General features: G+C 68.3%; 19 protein-coding genes. 11 read left to right on the top strand and 8 right to left on the bottom strand.

Features of this window, described 5'->3' with window-relative positions:
- Positions 1 to 11: 11 nt before the first annotated feature.
- From AB0P21_RS25835 to AB0P21_RS25825, 3 genes are all read right to left on the bottom strand, one after another.
- Positions 12 to 521 (bottom strand): DUF6879 family protein, encoded by a 510-nt coding sequence (locus tag AB0P21_RS25835; protein ID WP_363699758.1) that lies wholly within the window; start codon positions 519 to 521, stop codon positions 12 to 14.
- A complete protein-coding gene (locus AB0P21_RS25830) occupies positions 502 to 738 on the bottom strand; it encodes a hypothetical protein (protein WP_363699757.1) in 237 nt (78 codons plus the stop codon). Before AB0P21_RS25830 ends, AB0P21_RS25835 begins: the two co-directional genes overlap by 20 nt.
- 402 nt (positions 739 to 1,140) lie before the next feature.
- Positions 1,141 to 1,344 (bottom strand): antitoxin, encoded by a 204-nt coding sequence (locus AB0P21_RS25825; protein ID WP_363699756.1) that lies wholly within the window; start codon positions 1,342 to 1,344, stop codon positions 1,141 to 1,143.
- Between the two features lie 268 nt (positions 1,345 to 1,612).
- On the opposite strand from AB0P21_RS25825, the gene AB0P21_RS25820 reads away from it, so the two are divergent.
- The 3 genes from AB0P21_RS25820 to AB0P21_RS25810 are packed head-to-tail and all read left to right on the top strand — an operon-like array spanning position 1,613 to position 3,499.
- Positions 1,613 to 2,026 (top strand): hypothetical protein, encoded by a 414-nt coding sequence (locus tag AB0P21_RS25820; RefSeq protein WP_363699755.1) that lies wholly within the window; start codon positions 1,613 to 1,615, stop codon positions 2,024 to 2,026.
- Between the two features lie 12 nt (positions 2,027 to 2,038).
- Positions 2,039 to 2,647 (top strand): cell wall protein, encoded by a 609-nt coding sequence (locus AB0P21_RS25815; RefSeq protein WP_363699753.1) that lies wholly within the window; start codon positions 2,039 to 2,041, stop codon positions 2,645 to 2,647.
- A gap of 12 nt (positions 2,648 to 2,659) precedes the next feature.
- Positions 2,660 to 3,499 (top strand): MauE/DoxX family redox-associated membrane protein, encoded by an 840-nt coding sequence (locus AB0P21_RS25810; RefSeq protein ID WP_363699752.1) that lies wholly within the window; start codon positions 2,660 to 2,662, stop codon positions 3,497 to 3,499.
- 43 nt (positions 3,500 to 3,542) lie between these two features.
- Here the strand turns inward: AB0P21_RS25810 and AB0P21_RS25805 are convergent, their stop codons facing one another.
- From AB0P21_RS25805 to AB0P21_RS25795, 3 genes are read right to left on the bottom strand one after another with little or no spacing between them, the layout of a single operon-like run.
- Complete coding sequence (locus tag AB0P21_RS25805) at positions 3,543 to 3,980, bottom strand: TIGR03618 family F420-dependent PPOX class oxidoreductase (RefSeq protein WP_363699751.1); 438 nt, start codon at positions 3,978 to 3,980, stop codon at positions 3,543 to 3,545.
- 5 nt (positions 3,981 to 3,985) lie between these two features.
- Positions 3,986 to 4,648 carry a transcriptional repressor LexA gene (gene lexA, locus AB0P21_RS25800; RefSeq protein WP_363699750.1) on the bottom strand — a complete coding sequence of 221 codons (663 nt, stop codon included), beginning with the start codon at positions 4,646 to 4,648 and terminating at the stop codon, positions 3,986 to 3,988.
- Positions 4,645 to 6,108 carry a DHA2 family efflux MFS transporter permease subunit gene (locus tag AB0P21_RS25795; protein WP_363699749.1) on the bottom strand — a complete coding sequence of 488 codons (1,464 nt, stop codon included), beginning with the start codon at positions 6,106 to 6,108 and terminating at the stop codon, positions 4,645 to 4,647. Before AB0P21_RS25795 ends, lexA begins: the two co-directional genes overlap by 4 nt.
- A 148-nt stretch (positions 6,109 to 6,256) precedes the next feature.
- Between AB0P21_RS25795 and AB0P21_RS25790 the strand changes: the two genes are divergently transcribed.
- Genes AB0P21_RS25790 through AB0P21_RS25770 form a run of 5 tightly spaced genes read left to right on the top strand, consistent with a single transcriptional unit; the run spans position 6,257 to position 10,610 of the window.
- A complete protein-coding gene (locus tag AB0P21_RS25790) occupies positions 6,257 to 7,039 on the top strand; it encodes an NAD(P)H-binding protein (protein ID WP_363699748.1) in 783 nt (260 codons plus the stop codon).
- A 5-nt stretch (positions 7,040 to 7,044) separates the two neighbouring features.
- Positions 7,045 to 7,494 carry a cupin domain-containing protein gene (locus AB0P21_RS25785; RefSeq protein WP_363699747.1) on the top strand — a complete coding sequence of 150 codons (450 nt, stop codon included), beginning with the start codon at positions 7,045 to 7,047 and terminating at the stop codon, positions 7,492 to 7,494.
- Positions 7,491 to 7,709: a hypothetical protein gene (locus tag AB0P21_RS25780; RefSeq protein WP_363699746.1), complete on the top strand. Its 219-nt coding sequence runs from the start codon at positions 7,491 to 7,493 to the stop codon at positions 7,707 to 7,709. The genes AB0P21_RS25785 and AB0P21_RS25780 overlap by 4 nt, the downstream gene beginning before the upstream one ends.
- Positions 7,687 to 9,426, top strand: coding sequence for an FAD-dependent oxidoreductase (locus tag AB0P21_RS25775; RefSeq protein ID WP_363699745.1), 1,740 nt, complete (start codon positions 7,687 to 7,689; stop codon positions 9,424 to 9,426). Before AB0P21_RS25780 ends, AB0P21_RS25775 begins: the two co-directional genes overlap by 23 nt.
- Before the next feature lie 11 nt (positions 9,427 to 9,437).
- Positions 9,438 to 10,610 carry a low temperature requirement protein A gene (locus AB0P21_RS25770; RefSeq protein ID WP_363699744.1) on the top strand — a complete coding sequence of 391 codons (1,173 nt, stop codon included), beginning with the start codon at positions 9,438 to 9,440 and terminating at the stop codon, positions 10,608 to 10,610.
- A 2-nt stretch (positions 10,611 to 10,612) separates the two neighbouring features.
- Here AB0P21_RS25770 and AB0P21_RS25765 read toward each other — a convergent pair whose 3' ends face one another.
- Together AB0P21_RS25765 and AB0P21_RS25760 are read right to left on the bottom strand one after the other, a co-directional pair.
- Positions 10,613 to 11,131 (bottom strand): VOC family protein, encoded by a 519-nt coding sequence (locus AB0P21_RS25765; protein WP_363699743.1) that lies wholly within the window; start codon positions 11,129 to 11,131, stop codon positions 10,613 to 10,615.
- A gap of 52 nt (positions 11,132 to 11,183) precedes the next feature.
- The gene (locus AB0P21_RS25760; RefSeq protein ID WP_363699742.1) at positions 11,184 to 11,588 is read right to left on the bottom strand and encodes a DUF5997 family protein; all 405 of its coding nucleotides are present in this window, start codon (positions 11,586 to 11,588) and stop codon (positions 11,184 to 11,186) included.
- A gap of 32 nt (positions 11,589 to 11,620) precedes the next feature.
- On the opposite strand from AB0P21_RS25760, the gene AB0P21_RS25755 reads away from it, so the two are divergent.
- The 3 genes from AB0P21_RS25755 (at position 11,621) to katG (ending at position 15,060) form a co-directional block, all read left to right on the top strand.
- Positions 11,621 to 12,313: a LysR family transcriptional regulator substrate-binding protein gene (locus AB0P21_RS25755; RefSeq protein ID WP_363699741.1), complete on the top strand. Its 693-nt coding sequence runs from the start codon at positions 11,621 to 11,623 to the stop codon at positions 12,311 to 12,313.
- A 79-nt stretch (positions 12,314 to 12,392) separates the two neighbouring features.
- Positions 12,393 to 12,821 (top strand): Fur family transcriptional regulator, encoded by a 429-nt coding sequence (locus AB0P21_RS25750; RefSeq protein ID WP_363699740.1) that lies wholly within the window; start codon positions 12,393 to 12,395, stop codon positions 12,819 to 12,821.
- A gap of 49 nt (positions 12,822 to 12,870) precedes the next feature.
- Positions 12,871 to 15,060 carry a catalase/peroxidase HPI gene (gene katG, locus AB0P21_RS25745; RefSeq protein ID WP_363700224.1) on the top strand — a complete coding sequence of 730 codons (2,190 nt, stop codon included), beginning with the start codon at positions 12,871 to 12,873 and terminating at the stop codon, positions 15,058 to 15,060.
- Positions 15,061 to 15,121 lie beyond the last annotated feature (61 nt).

Below are 15,121 nucleotides of genomic sequence, written 5' to 3'. Positions count from 1 at the left end.
TGGGCTTTCGGCTATCGGAGTACGTCGTACTGGTCGTGGTCGATACCGCGCTGCCAGGCGGCTTCGAACGCTGAGATGCACAACTTCAGCACTTCGGAGTCGGTGCTCACCTCATTGCCGACGAAGCGGCCGTCCCCGGCGAAGAGACAGAACTGCAGGACGCTGTCGTCGAAGATCCACACGTCATTGCCGGGCACCGCGAGATCGGACACGCGGTGGCGCGGTACCCAACGGATCTGCTCGCCTGCCGCGCCGTTCACCTGCGCGGTCATGGCGTGCTCGAAGGCGATGTACTCCGAGACCGGTTCGCTGACGATCCTCACGCGCTTCATCTGAATCCCGCGTTCGACCGCGTCGCGGGCGGTCGCGGTCCAACCGGCGTACTCCGTCACCGCCTGGTCAACGTCGCCGGACTGCCAGGCGACGTATCCCGGGTCGCCGGTCATGTACTGGTCACGGAACTCCAGTTTGAGCGCCGACCTCGTGCATCTCGCGAGCAACTCATCGAACGACTCCGGCACGGCACGCCTCCAGAATGATCTCGACCATGCGGGCCGGCAATTTCACGACAGACTCCGAATCCAGCAATGGACTGTCCACGGAGATCCTGGCCAGCATCTCCGCATCGGCGACCGTTTCACCTTGGAAGTAAAAGTCACCCGTCTCCTCGTCCCTGAAGACCGCCGGGCAGTTGTTGCCTGGGTTCTCGGGGTCCTTGCCATGGAATCTCAGCGCCATCGTGACCTCCGGTGTCGGGTTGTGGATGTCTCGGTCACATCGTCGGCTCACACCGGATGTCTAGCCAAGCGCACCCGCAGTACCGTCGCAAGTTCCCGCAAGTTTGTTGTGTGTCTGTCCCGTGGGGCCCGCTGAGTTAGCACTTAGCACCTTCAGCCGCGAGCCTGCCTGCAGGGGCGCGACCTAGCGAACATATTTTGCGTTTTCTCTTTCTTTTGGTGTGTCTGCTTGAACGCGATGTAACTTACGTACTTCTGTTGTTTTGTTTTCTGTTCTTCTGTCCGGCGTCCAGATTTTGGCTTCTATTGCTTTTCTGGTTTTTGGTGTTTTGTGGTTCTGTTTTCAGGGACGACGAAACGGGCCGCGAGCGAACGCTCGCGGCCCGTTTCGTGCTGAGAGGGGTTAGCTGATGTCGTCGTCCTGGCCGTCGAGGGAGTCGAGGCCGTCCTTGGCCTTGTCGGTGCCCTGGTCGATCTTGTCGCCGTACTTGCCGCCGGTCTTCTCGTCGACCGCGTCGCCGGCCTTGTCGAGGCCGTCGCTGATCTTGTCGCCGTGGTTGTCGACCGCGTCGCTGGCCTTGTCCTTCAGGTTGTCGAAGACACCCATGTCGAGATCCTTTCCTCGGAGTCGAGCGCCTGCGGTCTCGCCCCCTCCGCAGGGCGGTCTGCCGCGTCGTGACGCTCCGTACTCCGGCCATGTGCCCCTCCGCGCGGTTGCCAAACGCAACCTCCGGGCCGGTAACTCGGTGACGTATCAACCTTCCACCAGGGTGAAAAGTTACGAAATCTCACCCTGAGTTGTAGCTATCCCACTCTGAGCGAGGTACAAGGGTTGGGCAAGAGGTCGAAACCGCCCCTTAGACCTAGGAGGAACGATGGCTGGATTGCAAGGAGAAGTCTCGTGGTTCTGTTGCGGCAACGCATGGGGACCGTGTGGCTCGGCCGGCGGCGGTGCCTGTGGCACCTGCAAGTCGGGGAACTACCAGCACGCCTGGACCAACACCTCGGACGCCTGCTTCAACATCACCAGGCCCGACCGCTGCGGGATCACCGGGGTCTCCCGGCGGACCTGCGGCTACCGGCACGCCACCACCAACCTGTGCAACGGCAAGCGGGTCGTCACCAGCATCGCCGACTGCGGACCGCAGACCGACCTGTGGTGCGGTGAGCGCGCCTGCTGCGGTGGGACCTGCGCGACCAACCGGGTGCTCGACCTGACTCCGGCCGCGTTCAGCGCGATCGGGAGTCTGAGTGCCGGACTCATTCCGTGCCAGGTAGAAGCGGGCTAGGGGGACTGACTGATGGCAACCACAGTGAACCGCCGCACCCTGCTCAGCAACGCGGTACTGGGCACCACAGCGACCCTCGTCGGCGCCACCGCGATGGGCTCGCTCGCTCCTGAGACCGCGTTCGCCGCCCGCTCGCAGACCGCCGAGCCGGGTGACTTCGACCCGAACTTCGCCGAGGGCCGGGTGACCGCCCGCGACGACAGCATGATCCTGGTCTCCGGCTCCGACGGGCGCTTCCACCGGCTCCGGCTGACCGGCGGGACCAGCGTCTGGAAACTCCGGCCGACCACGCTCGACCAGGTCAAGGTCGGCGACGGCCTGTACGCCCGGGGCGTGCTGATGCCCGACGGCACGCTGGCTGTCGAGTCGGTCTGGGTGAACATCGTCAACCTGATCGTGCACGTCTCCGCGATCGGGATGAACGTCCTGCACCTCGACCACAACGGCTCGCGGGTCGTCGGCCACGTGATCCCGGGCACCAGCGCCGCGGTCTACAACGGCAAGCCCGCGGTCTCCGACTTCTCGATGGTCAAGGTCGGCAAGCACGCCCAGGTGATCGGCGCCTGGCGGCCGGACACCAACGAGATCGACGTCGCGACCATCTACGCGACCACGGCCTAGGGCGGCGGGCCGATGATGGCACAAGTCGCGGCCCTGCAGGCGCTGGTGATCAGCGCGCTGCTGCTCTGGTCGTCGTACGGGAAGCTGGTCGGGCCGCTGGTCGGTCCCAGGGCCCGTAAGACCGCCCTCACGAAGGTCGTCGGCGAGCAGCGCGCCGAACCGGCGTACCGGGTGGTGGGTGGGGTCGAGTTGCTGCTCGGCGCCACGTTGCTGCTGCCGCCGTTGTGGCAGGTGGAGAGGCTGGCCGCGATCGCCTTGTCGGTCGGCTTCCTCGGCTATCTGACCTACTCGCGGCTCGCGTCGCCGGACTCGTCCTGCGGCTGCGCGGGTTCGGCGATGGCGCCCGTCACGTGGCGGTCGTTCGGCAGGGCAGGCCTCCTGCTGATCGCCGCAGGACTGGCGTCGACCGCCGACGCCGGCTGGTGGGCATCGATGCCGGGGGCAACGGCTGTGGCGATCGTGGTGGTCGAGGCGATGCTGTTCGTCGCCTTGTCGGCCGAGCTGGATCGCTATTGGCTGCTGCCGTTGCGCCGGTTCAAGGTGATGGTCACGCACCCGCTGGCCAGCACCGCCTCGTACGACGTACCGCTGGCCAACTCGGAGCATCAGCTCCTCCGCAGCGGCGCCTATCGAGCAGTGAGCGAAGCACTGCGATCCGGCATCCGCGACACCTGGGACGAAGGCGATTGGCGCTTCATCAGCTACACGGCCGCGTACGACGACCGTGCGGCGACGGCCGTCTTCGCAGTACCGCGGCTGCGCTACAACCCCGATGAGATCCAGGTCGCGCTCGTCGACGACGAGAGCGGCGAAACCCTCTACAAGCCCTCACTGCTCCCAGTGCTGGCCTGACGATCACCTGAGGCTGCTGGGCCTGACCAAAGGCCCAGCAGCCTCAGTTGCTGTAGACCCGCGCAGGCACAACCAGTACTGCGGTACGCCGCTCGGCAACCATCACGCGGTCGTACTCATCCCAGTCGTCATGCGTGCCACCCGCGGCGGCGAAGATCTCCCGCAGCAGCAACCGCAGCGCCTCGGCGTCCAGCCACTCCTGCGCGTCATCCGGACCGGCCAGCAAAGCCTGGCCCTCGACGGTCGCCCACTGCCATCCCTTGCGGAACGTTGCCGTCACCTGCGGGCGTGCCCGCAGATTGGTCAGCTTGACCCGGCCGTAGGTGACGAACGCCAGCGTCGGCTCGCCGGTCACCGGGTGGTTGATGACACCCGCGTTGACCAGCGAGGACTGGATGGTGTGATCGGCGCGCAGCGTGGAGACCACCGCGAGGCCCTGATCGTCGCTCGCCAGCGCTGCTGCGTCCGCCAGAGTCGTCATGGCGATCAGACGCTGCGCAGGACGGAGACGACGATGCCGAGGATGACCGCGTTGTCGCCGTCGATCACCTCGTACGCCTCGTTGCGCGGTTCGAGGTACACGTGCCCGTTGCGGCGGCGGTAGACCTTGACGGTCGCCTCCTCGTCGATCATCGCGGCGACGATCTGGCCCGAGTGCGCCTCGGTCTGCTGGCGGATCACCACCATGTCGCCGTCGCAGATCGCGGCGTCGATCATCGAGTCGCCGCGGACCCGGAGCGCGAAGATGGTGCCGCGGCCGGTCAGCTCGCGCGGCAGCGTCAGGGAGTCGTCCAGGTGCTCGATCGCCGAGATCGGCGTACCGGCGGCGATGTCGCCGACCACCGGGACGGAGACCGAGTCGTCGGCCGGCCGCTGCGTCTGGCCGCCGTCCTGGAGGAACATCCGGACGTCGATCGGCCGCGACATCGACTCGCTGCGGCTGAGGAAGCCCTTCTCCTCCAGGCTGGTCAGGTGCTTCGACACCGTCGACGAGGAGCGCAGCCCGACCGCGTCGCCGATCTGCCGGGTGCTCGGCGAGTACCCGTGCTTGCCCACCCAGTCCCGGATGGCCACCAGGATCCGCTGCTGCCGGTCCGGCAGGCCGGCCGCGTTCAGTTGTTCGAAGGGGTCGAGGTCGTCGTAGGTCACCGGCTGGATTCTAGAGTGCGGGTCAGACAGTCTGCGATACAGCCATGCGGTGGCGGCGGCGCGATTCTCGGCGTACCGACAGTGGCAGCTCTCGACACGAAGATCGCGGCCACTCCAGCGGCGGCGAAGGACAGCAGTGCGGTGGCGATCATCGCAGGCCGGTAGCTGGCCGAGATCGTCTCGCTGAGGCTCATCCCGGCACCCCCGGCCAGCGCGGGCAGCAGCGCGATCGCCGCGACGCCACCGATCCTGGCGACCGTGTTGTTGATCGCTGACGCCTCACCGAGATCAGCGTCGTTGACAGCAGCCAGTACTGCGGCCGTCAGCGGCGTGACGGCGATACCGAGCCCGATGCCTTGCAGCAGGTTCCCCGGCAGCAGACCCGTCAGGTACGTCGAATCCGGTCCGAGCGCGGTCAGGTAGAGGAACGCGATGCCGACCAGCGCAGTACCGATCGCCATCGGCCAGCGTGGACCGAAGCGGGCAACCAGCGCGCCGCTCAGCGGGGAGATCAGCAGGAAGACGATCGTGGCCGGGATCAGCGCGGCGCCGGCTGCCGTGGCGCTGTAGCCGAGTTGGAGTTCGAGTTGCAGATAGAGGATGTACCCCGCGCCGCCGAGTGCCGCGTAGAAGAGGAACGTGCTCACGTTGATCGCGTCGAACTGCCGCGACTGGAACAGCCGCAGCCGGATCACCGGGGCGCGGCGGCGGGACTCGAGCGGGAACAGCACGATCACGCTGAGCAGGCCGATCACGCCGGCCAGCACTACCGGAGTACGGGACCAGCCGTTGGCGGAGCCTTCGGTCAACGCGTAGATGATGCCGCCGAAGCCGACCGCGGTCAGGATCGCGCCGACCACGTCGAGGTGTCCGTCGTGTTGCAGGTCGACGCTCTCCGGTACGCGGCGCAGCACGAGCAGGGCGGCGACGATCAGCGGCAGGTTGAGGAGGAAGAGCCACTGCCAGGACGCGTTGTCGACCAGCCAGCCACCGGCGTACGGGCCGATGGCCATGCCGAGGGTCGCGAGACCTGCCCACAGGCCGATGCCGCGTGCTCGGTCCTCCGGGCGAAGGGTGGCGTTCAGCAGCGCCAGGCTGCTCGGCACGGTCAACGCGCCGCCGGCACCTTGCAGGACCCGCGCGGCGATCAGCAGCCCGACCGAGTTGGCGAGCGCGCAGAGTACTGAGGTGACCAGGGTGATCAGCAGCCCGACGACGAGGACCCGGCGGCGGCCGTACCGGTCGGACAGTCCGCCGGCCACCAGCAGCAACGCGGCGACCGTGACCAGATAGCCGGTCACCACCCACTGCAGCTCCGCGACCCCGGCCCGGAAGTCCGAACCGATCGCGGGGATCGCGACGCCGACCACCGACGCGTCCAGGAATCCGATCGTCGACGCCAGGATCGTCGCGGTAAGCACCGCGACTCCCGTCGTACTGCGTAGTTCCGCTCTCGCCATGACAGCACCTCCTGCCCACCACGATCAGGCCCGAGCCCCGCCCTTCACACCAGTGGAACCCACGTGTCACACCCGGGGCCGCTGTCCTGTCCTAGTGGTAGAACCCGGTCGGCAACCGATGCCGACGGCAATGAAGGAGGAGTCCTCGATGAAGATCGTCGTGATCGGCGGCACCGGACTGATCGGATCGAAGGTCGTCGCGAAGCTCGGAGAGCACGGCCACGAGGCCGTCGCGGCGTCTCCCGCGAGCGGGGTGAACACGCTCACCGGCGAGGGGCTCGAGGAGGTCCTCAAGGGTGCCGACGTGGTGGTCGACGTCTCCAACTCGCCGTCGTTCGAGGAGGGCGCGGCGACCGAGTTCTTCCGGGTCGCGAACACCAACCTGCTCGCCGCCGAGGCCGCGGCCGGGGTCGGGCACCACGTCGCGCTGTCGGTGGTCGGCACCGACCGGCTGGCGGCCAACCACGACGACCCGAAGTCGACCGCCGGGTACTTCCGGGCCAAGGCGTTGCAGGAGCGGCTGATCCAGCAGTCCGGGCTGCCGTACTCGATCGTGCACGCCACCCAGTTCTTCGAGTTCGCCGCGTCGATCGCGGACGTCTCCACCGACGGCGACAAGGTCCGGTTGCCGACCGCGCTGATTCAGCCGATGGCCGCCGAGGACGTGGCGAAGGCCGTCGGCCGGACCGCGGTCGGCACACCGACCAACACCGTCACCGAGATCGGCGGCCCGGAGCAGTACGGGCTGGACGAGTTCATCCGGATCGCGCTGACCGCCCGCCAGGACCCGCGCACGGTCGTCGCCGACGACTCCGCGACGTACTACGGCATCCCGATCGAGGAGCGCAGCCTGGTCCCGGCCGGCGACGCGGTGCTCGGCGACATCCACCTCGATGACTGGCTGGCTGCCCAGGCCACGGAAGGGAAGTGACCCGGATGACCGAGACCCAGATCGACGAGGGCGTCATGCAGGACAAGGGAGTACCGGGATCGGGCGCCTGGCAGACCGGTCTCACCATGCTGCAGTCGGCGACGCCGCCGCACATCGCGCAGGACGCCGAGGTGATGACGGCGATCATCGAGTACCCGCCCGGCGACCCCGGTGCCCCGCCGCACCGGCACTCCGGACCGGCCTTCGGCTACATGCTGGAGGGCGAGATGTGGTTCGAGCTGGAAGGCGAAGCCCCGCGGGTGATCAAGGCCGGCGAGCCGTTCTGGGAGCCGGGTGGCGATGTCATCCACTACCGCGACGGCAACAACCGCTCGGACGTGCCGAGCAAGTTCGTGGTCACCATGCTCGGGGTGCCCGGCCGGCCGATGTTCGTGCCGGTCGAGGCGGACGAGCTGGAGCAGCGGAAGGACCGGCGGGTCCCGCCGCCGTCATGAGCAGCCCGGACGAGGAGTTCCTCGGCGGCCTCGAGCTCGAGGTCGACGCGGACCTGTCGATGATCGAGTCGGGCCGTCCGGACGCGGCCGCGGCGGTGGCCGACTGGCGCGACGACCCGGCCGAGATCGAGTACGAAGAGGCCAGTCTGCGCAGTCTGCGGGGTGCGATCGAAGCTCTGGAAGGAAAAGCTGATGGCGCTCACAGCACCGGCTGAACACCAGCTCGCCACCTCGGTCCTGGTGATCGGGACCGGGGGAGCGGGGCTGCGGGCCTCGATCGAGCTGGCCGAGCAGGGCGTCGAAGTACTTGCCGTGGGCAAGCGTCCGCGGGCGGACGCGCACACCTCGCTGGCGGCCGGCGGGATCAACGCGGCGCTGGCCACGATGGATCCCGAGGACAGCTGGCAGCAGCACGCCGCCGACACCCTGAAGGAGAGCTATCTGCTGGCGAACCCGGTCACGGTGCGGATCGTGACCGAGGGCGCGGCCCGCGGGATCGACGACCTGGAGCGGTACGGGATGCCGTTCGCCCGCGAGGGCGACGGCCGGATCTCGCAGCGGTTCTTCGGCGCGCACACCTATCGCCGGACCGCCTTCGCGGGGGACTACACCGGCCTGGAGATCCAGCGCACGCTGATCAACCGGGCCCTGCAGCTGAACGTGCCGATCCTCGACACGGTCTACGTCACCAAGATCCTGGTCCAGGACAACACCGTCTTCGGCGCCTACGGCTTCGACCTGAACGACGGCACGCGGTACGTGATCCATGCCGACGCCGTGATCCTGGCGGCCGGCGGGCACACCCGGATCTGGCGGCGGACCTCGTCGCGGCGCGACGAGAACACCGGCGACTCGTTCCGGCTCGCGGTCGAGGCGGGTGGCAGGATCCGCGATCCCGAGCTGGTCCAGTTCCACCCGTCCGGGCTGATCGAGCCGGAGAACGCGGCCGGCACCTTGGTGTCGGAGGCGGCGCGGGGCGAGGGCGGCCAGTTGCGCAACGACCTGGGTGAGCGGTTCATGGCTCGCTACGACCCGGAGCGGATGGAGTTGTCCACCCGGGACCGGGTCGCGCTGGCGGCGTACACGGAGATCAAAGAAGGTCGCGGTACGCCGAAGGGCGGCGTCTGGCTGGACGTGTCGCACCTGCCCCGCGAGACGATCATGCGCCGGCTGCCACGCGTCTACCAGACGCTGCTGGAGCTGCAGATGCTCGACATCACCCAGCAGCCGATCGAGATCGCGCCGACCGCGCACTACTCGATGGGCGGGGTGTGGGTGCGACCTGATGACCACGGGACCGGGGTCGACGGGCTGTACGCGATCGGCGAGGCGGCGAGCGGCCTGCACGGCGCGAACCGGCTCGGCGGCAACTCCCTGATCGAGCTGCTCGTCTTCGGGCGGATCGTGGGGGAAGAGGCCGCGAAGTACTCCAAGGAGCGTGCGGCGCAGGTGCGATCGGCCGACGTACTGGGTGAGGCTCGAGCTGAGGTCGACGGTTTGCTGGCCAGCGACGGGACGGAGAACGTACGGGCGCTGCAGCGGACTCTGCGCGACACGATGACCAACCACGCCGGCGTCGTTCGCGACGAGGAAGGGCTGCTGACCGGACTGTTCGAGCTGGCTCAGTTGTCCCAACGGATGGAGGAGATCGGGGTCCACCCGGACATCGCGGGCTTCCAGGATCTGGCGCATGCGTTCGATCTGAAGTCGTCGGCACTCGCCGCAAGGGCCACCCTCGACGCAGCGTTGATCCGCCGGGAGACGCGTGGCTGCCACAACCGGTCGGACTACCCCGAGCTGGACGAGTCGCTGCAGGTCAACCTGGTCTGGTCCGGACCCGGGCAGGTCGAGCCGGAGTCGATTCCACCCATCCCGGAGGAGCTCGCCGGTCTGATGCGGGACGTGTCCAGCGCCGGGAAGTTGGTCGAGTAGTGAGCCTGTCGGTGCGTTACCGGGTGCGGATGCGGGCGCGGCTGATCGACGAGCCGCACCGGGCGTCGAGTTCGCTGGAGTTGTTGTTCGACCTCACCTTCGTGGTCGCGATCGCCGCGATCACGCTGGAGCTGGCGCACAACGTGGCGGGCGGGCATGCCGGCGACGCGGTGATCCCGTTCCTGCAGGTGTTCTTCGCGATCTGGTGGGCCTGGATGAACTTCACCTGGTTCGCCTCGTCGTACGACACCGACGACGTCCCGTACCGGCTGGCCACGATGGTGCAGATGGCCGGCGTGCTCGTGCTGGCGGCCGGAGTACCGGCTGCGGCCGAGCACGCCGACTACCGGGCCGTGACGACCGGTTACCTGATCATGCGGCTCGGGCTGACGGCCCAATGGATCCGGGCCGGGATCGAGGATCCGGCCGCTCGCAAGACGGCGTTCCGGTACGCGATCGGGATCATGGTCCTGCAGGTGGGCTGGTTCCTGCGGATCGCCTTCGTCGACGGCATCGGTGTGGTGTCGTTCCTGGTCCTGGTCGTCCTCGAGCTCGCCGTTCCCTGGTGGGCGGAGCGGGGGAGGACCAAGACCAACTGGCATCCGCATCACATCGCCGAGCGCTACGGCCTGCTGGTGATCATCGTGCTCGGCGAGAGCGTGCTGGCCGCCACCCGGGCGGTGCAGCAGGCAGTGGAGACGCAGCACCTCACCGTCTCGCTCGTCACCGTCGCGTTGAGTGGGCTGGTGCTGTTGTTCTCGGTGTGGTGGCTCTACTTCCTGCACCCGGCGGGTGACGGACTGACCGATCGGCGGCATCGCTCGTACCACTGGGGCTACGGCCACTACGGGATCTTCGTCGCGCTCGCCGCGCTCGGCGCGGGCTTGGAGGTCAGCGTCGAGGCGACCTCACATCACATCGAGGCGTCCGCGACCACGGTTGGGTACGCCGTCGCGATCCCGGTCGCCGTCTTCCTGGTGCTGTTGCACGCGGTCCAGACCGCGATCAGCCCGGACCGCATCACCCGGCGTACGGCGGTGACCGCTTGTGTGATCGCCGTGTTGCTGGTCCCGCTCGCGGCACCAGCGCTGACCGTCACCGGCACGATCGCGGTCATCACCGCACTGGTGGTCGCGCTTACCGCGATCACCATCGCGTCACCGGTGACAGCCCGACCGGCCTGACCTCACTCGTTGGGGCGGGAGATGCCCAGTCCACTCCGAGCGTCCCGCCCGTACTTCGCCAGCTCGGCGGCCAGGTCGAGCCGGGAGACGCCGGACTTGCTCTTGTCCTCGTCGGTGAGCGAGCCGGACGGGATGATCCAGACGATCTCGAACTCCAGACCGTCCGGGTCCTTGCCGTACAGCGACTTGGTGGTGCCGTGGTCGGAGGCGCCGACCAGCGCGCCGGCGGCGGTCAGCGCCTTCTCCAGATCGGCCAGGTCGCCGAGCGTGTCGACCTCCCACGCGAGGTGGTAGAGCCCGACGGTGCTCTTGCCCGCGCCGGACGGACCTGCCTCGGCGCCGAGCTGGAACAGCCCGAGGTCGTGGTCGTTGGTCGAGTCGGGGGCCCGCAGGAAGGCCGCGCCCTGGTAGGCGTCGCCGCCCTCGGTGTAACCGAAGCCGAGAACGTCGCGGTAGAAAGCGACGCTCGCGGCCACGTCGCGCACGTACAGGACCGCATGATTCAACCGGAAGATCGCCATCGTCCCAGAATAGTTGAGGACTAAATCGGTGGCGAGACCGGTCGGCGGGCCGTCAGTGCTGCTGGTGCTGCTGCCTCTTGGCCTTGGCTTCCTTCGCGGCCTTCACCCGCTCCTCCTCGGCCACCACGTCGGCCTGGATCTCGCGCTCCCGCTGCAGCCACTCCGGGTTCTCCTCGCGGAGCTCGTCGATCTGCTCGGTGGTCAGCGGCTCGGTCACACCGCCGCGGGCCAGGCCGGAGATCGAGACGGCGAGCCGGGCGGCGACGACCGGGCGGGGGTGCGGGCCGGTCCGGCGCAGCTCGCTCAGCCACTCCGGTGGGTTGGTCTGCAACGCGTGGAGTTCGTCGCGGGACACGACTCCCTCCTGGAACTCGGCCGGGGTGGCTTCGAGGTACACGCCCAGTTTCTTGGCCGCCGTTGCGGGCTTCATGGTCTGGCTGGTTTTCGGCGACGTCATGAGAGCAGGGTATCGAGGGATAGCCTGCTCTCGTGACTGCACCGACATTCAGGCTCGCGTACGTTCCCGGCGTCACGCCGACCAAGTGGGTGCGGATCTGGAACGAGCGGCTGCCCAGGGTGCCGCTCGAACTCATCCCCGTGCCGGCCGCGGAGGCCGCTGATGTCGTCCGCGCGGGCGAGGCGGAGGCCGCGCTGCTGCGGCTGCCGATCGACCGGACCGGACTGCACGCGATCGCGATGTACACCGAGACGACAGTCGTCGTGGTACCGAAGGATCACCTGGTCACGGCGGCCGACGAGGTGACCGCGGCCGACCTCGCCGACGATGTCGTACTGCGCCCGCTGGACGACATGCTGGCCTGGGAACAGTTGCCTGGTCACCCTTTCGCGGAACGCCCGGCGACCACCGCGCTGGCGATCGAGTTGGTCGCGGCCGGGGTCGGGCTGCTCGTCGTACCGCAGTCGCTGGCGCGGTTGCACCACCGCAAGGACCTGACCTACCGGACCATCGTCGACGCGCCCGAGTCGAGTGTGGTGCTGAGCTGGCCGGAGGGCGAGCCGACCGAGTTGATGGAGCAATTCATCGGCATCGTGCGCGGCCGCACCGCCAACAGCTCGCGCCAGACGCCGACGCCGCCGAAGGCCAAGGCGGCGAAGAAGAAGGCCCCGCAGACCGCCAAGAAGCCGCAGCGGCCGCAACCACGAGGTAATCGTCGCCGCTGACCCCCCACCGCCGCGGCGAAGCCGCGTGTCGTTGTCTCTATTCTTGACTGGTTCCAGAAAAGGCGACAGACTGCGGAACGTGACGCCATCGACGGAGTTCGAGGACCGGCTGCGGGGTGCGGCGCTGCGCGTGACGCGGCCGCGGCTGGCCGTGCTCTCCGCGGTGCACGAGCACCCGCACGCCGACACCGACACGATCATCCAGTCGGTCCGCGGCAAGCTCGACGTGTCACACCAGGCCGTCTACGACGTACTGCGTGCGCTCACCACCGCCGGTCTGCTCCGGCGGATCCAGCCCTCGGGGTCGGTCGCCCGGTACGAGGGCCGGGTCGGTGACAACCACCACCACGTCGTCTGCCGGTCCTGCGGAGCCATCGAGGACGTCGACTGCGCCCACGGCTCCGCCCCATGTCTGACGGCAGCGGACGATCACGACTTCGTGATCGACGAGGCCGAGGTCGTCTACTGGGGCCTGTGCCCCAGGTGCTCCACGTCCAGAACTCCTTGATCCCGGAAGGTTTCCCGTGTCTGAAGGACCCAACGCCGAAGTCGGCGAGATGAATGACGAGAGCGGCGCCAAGTGCCCCGTGGACCACGGGCAGCTCAAGCACCCGACCGAGGGTGGCACCAACACCGAGTGGTGGCCCAAGCAGCTCAACCTGAAGATCCTGCGCAAGCACCCGGCCGTCGCGAACCCGATGGGCGAGGAGTTCGACTACGCCGCGGCCTTCGCGACCGTCGATCTCGACGAGCTCGCCGCCGACGTCGACGCGGTGCTGACCACCTCGCAGGACTGGTGGCCGGCCGACTTCGGGCACTACGGCCCGTTCATGATCCGGATGGCCTGGCACAGCGCCGGCACCTACCGGGTCCAGGACGGCCGCGGTGGCGCGGGCGCCGGCATGCAGCGGTTCGCGCCGCTGAACAGCTGGCCCGACAACGGCAACCTGGACAAGGCCCGGCGGCTGCTGTGGCCGGTGAAGAAGAAGTGGGGCGCCTCGGTCTCCTGGGCCGACCTGATGATCTTCACCGGTAACCGCGCGCTGGAGACGATGGGCTTCAAGACCTTCGGCTTCGCCGGCGGCCGCGCCGATGTCTGGGAGCCGGACGAGGACGTCTACTGGGGTCCCGAGGCCACCTGGCTCGGCGACGAGCGCTACACCGGTGACCGCGAGCTGGAGAAGCCGCTGGCCGCAGTACAGATGGGGCTCATCTACGTGAACCCCGAAGGCCCGAACGGCAACCCGGACCCGCTGGGCTCGGCCCGCGACATCCGCGAGACGTTCGGCCGGATGGCGATGAACGACGAGGAGACCGTCGCGCTGATCGCCGGTGGGCACACCTTCGGCAAGACGCACGGTGCGGCCGACCCGGAGAAGTACGTCGGCTCCGAGCCCGAGGGCGCGGGACTGGAGGAGCAGGGCTTCGGCTGGAAGAACAGCTTCGGCAGCGGCAAGGGCCGCGACGCGATCACCTCCGGCCTGGAGGTCACCTGGACCGCCACCCCGACCCGGTGGAGCAACAGCTTCTTCGAGAACCTGTTCGGCTACGAGTGGGAGCTCGACAAGAGCCCGGCCGGTGCCAACCAGTGGAAGCCGAAGGACGGCGCCGGGGCGAACACCGTCCCGGACCCCGAGGACGGCTCGCTGGTCCGTACGCCGACCATGCTGACCACCGACCTCGCGCTGCGCTTCGATCCGATCTACGAGCAGATCTCGCGCCGGTTCCTGGAGAACCCGGACCAGTTCGCGGACGCCTTCGCTCGCGCCTGGTTCAAGCTGACCCACCGCGACATGGGCCCGATCCAGCGCTACCTCGGCCCGTTGGTGCCGCAGGAGGAGCTGCTCTGGCAGGACCGCGTTCCGGCCGTCGACCACGAACTGGTCGACGCCGACGACATCGCCGGCCTGAAGGAGCAGATCCTCGGCTCCGAGCTGACGGTCTCGCAGCTCGTCTCCACCACCTGGGCGGCGGCCTCGTCGTTCCGGGGCAGTGACAAGCGGGGCGGCGCGAACGGCGCCCGGCTGCGGCTCGAGCCGCAGAACGGCTGGGAGGTCAACGAGCCCGACTCGCTGGCCCAGGTCCTGCGGGTGCTGGAAGGCATCCAGGAGTCCTTCAACGCAGGCGCCAAGAAGGTCTCGCTGGCCGACCTGATCGTGCTGGGCGGTGTCGCGGCGGTCGAGCAGGCAGCCAAGGCCGCCGGGCACGACGTCCAGGTGGCGTTCACGCCGGGTCGCACCGACGCCACCCAGGAGCAGACCGACGCCGAGTCGTTCGCGGCGCTGGAGCCGTCCGCCGACGGTTTCCGCAACTACCTCGGCAAGGGCAACCGACTGCCGGCGGAGTACCTGCTGGTCGACAAGGCCAACCTGCTGACCCTGAGCGCGCCGGAGCTGACCGTCCTGATCGGCGGCCTGCGGGTGCTGGGGGCGAACTTCCAGCAGTCGGCGCACGGTGTCTTCACCGACCGTCCGGGCCAGCTGACCAACGACTTCTTCGCGAACCTGCTCGACCTGGGCACGACGTGGAAGCCGGCCTCGGCCGACGACGGGACCTACGAGGCCCGCGGCGCCGACGGCGAGGTCAAGTGGACCGGTACCCGCGTCGACCTGCTGTTCGGCTCGAACTCCGAGCTGCGGGCGCTGGCCGAGGTCTACGCCAGTGACGACGCGCAGGCCAAGTTCGTGAAGGACTTCGTCGCCGCTTTCGTCAAGGTCACCAACCTGGATCGCTACGACATCAGCTGATTCAGTGTCACAGGACAGCCCGGGCCGTTACGGTCCGGGCTGTACTTGTGAGTTCTGACCC

This window comes from Kribbella sp. NPDC056861 (assembly GCF_040687575.1).
Lineage (GTDB): Bacteria > Actinomycetota > Actinomycetes > Propionibacteriales > Kribbellaceae > Kribbella.
Note: the sequence above shows the minus strand (reverse complement) of the source record. Positions and strands in the feature narration are given on the sequence as shown.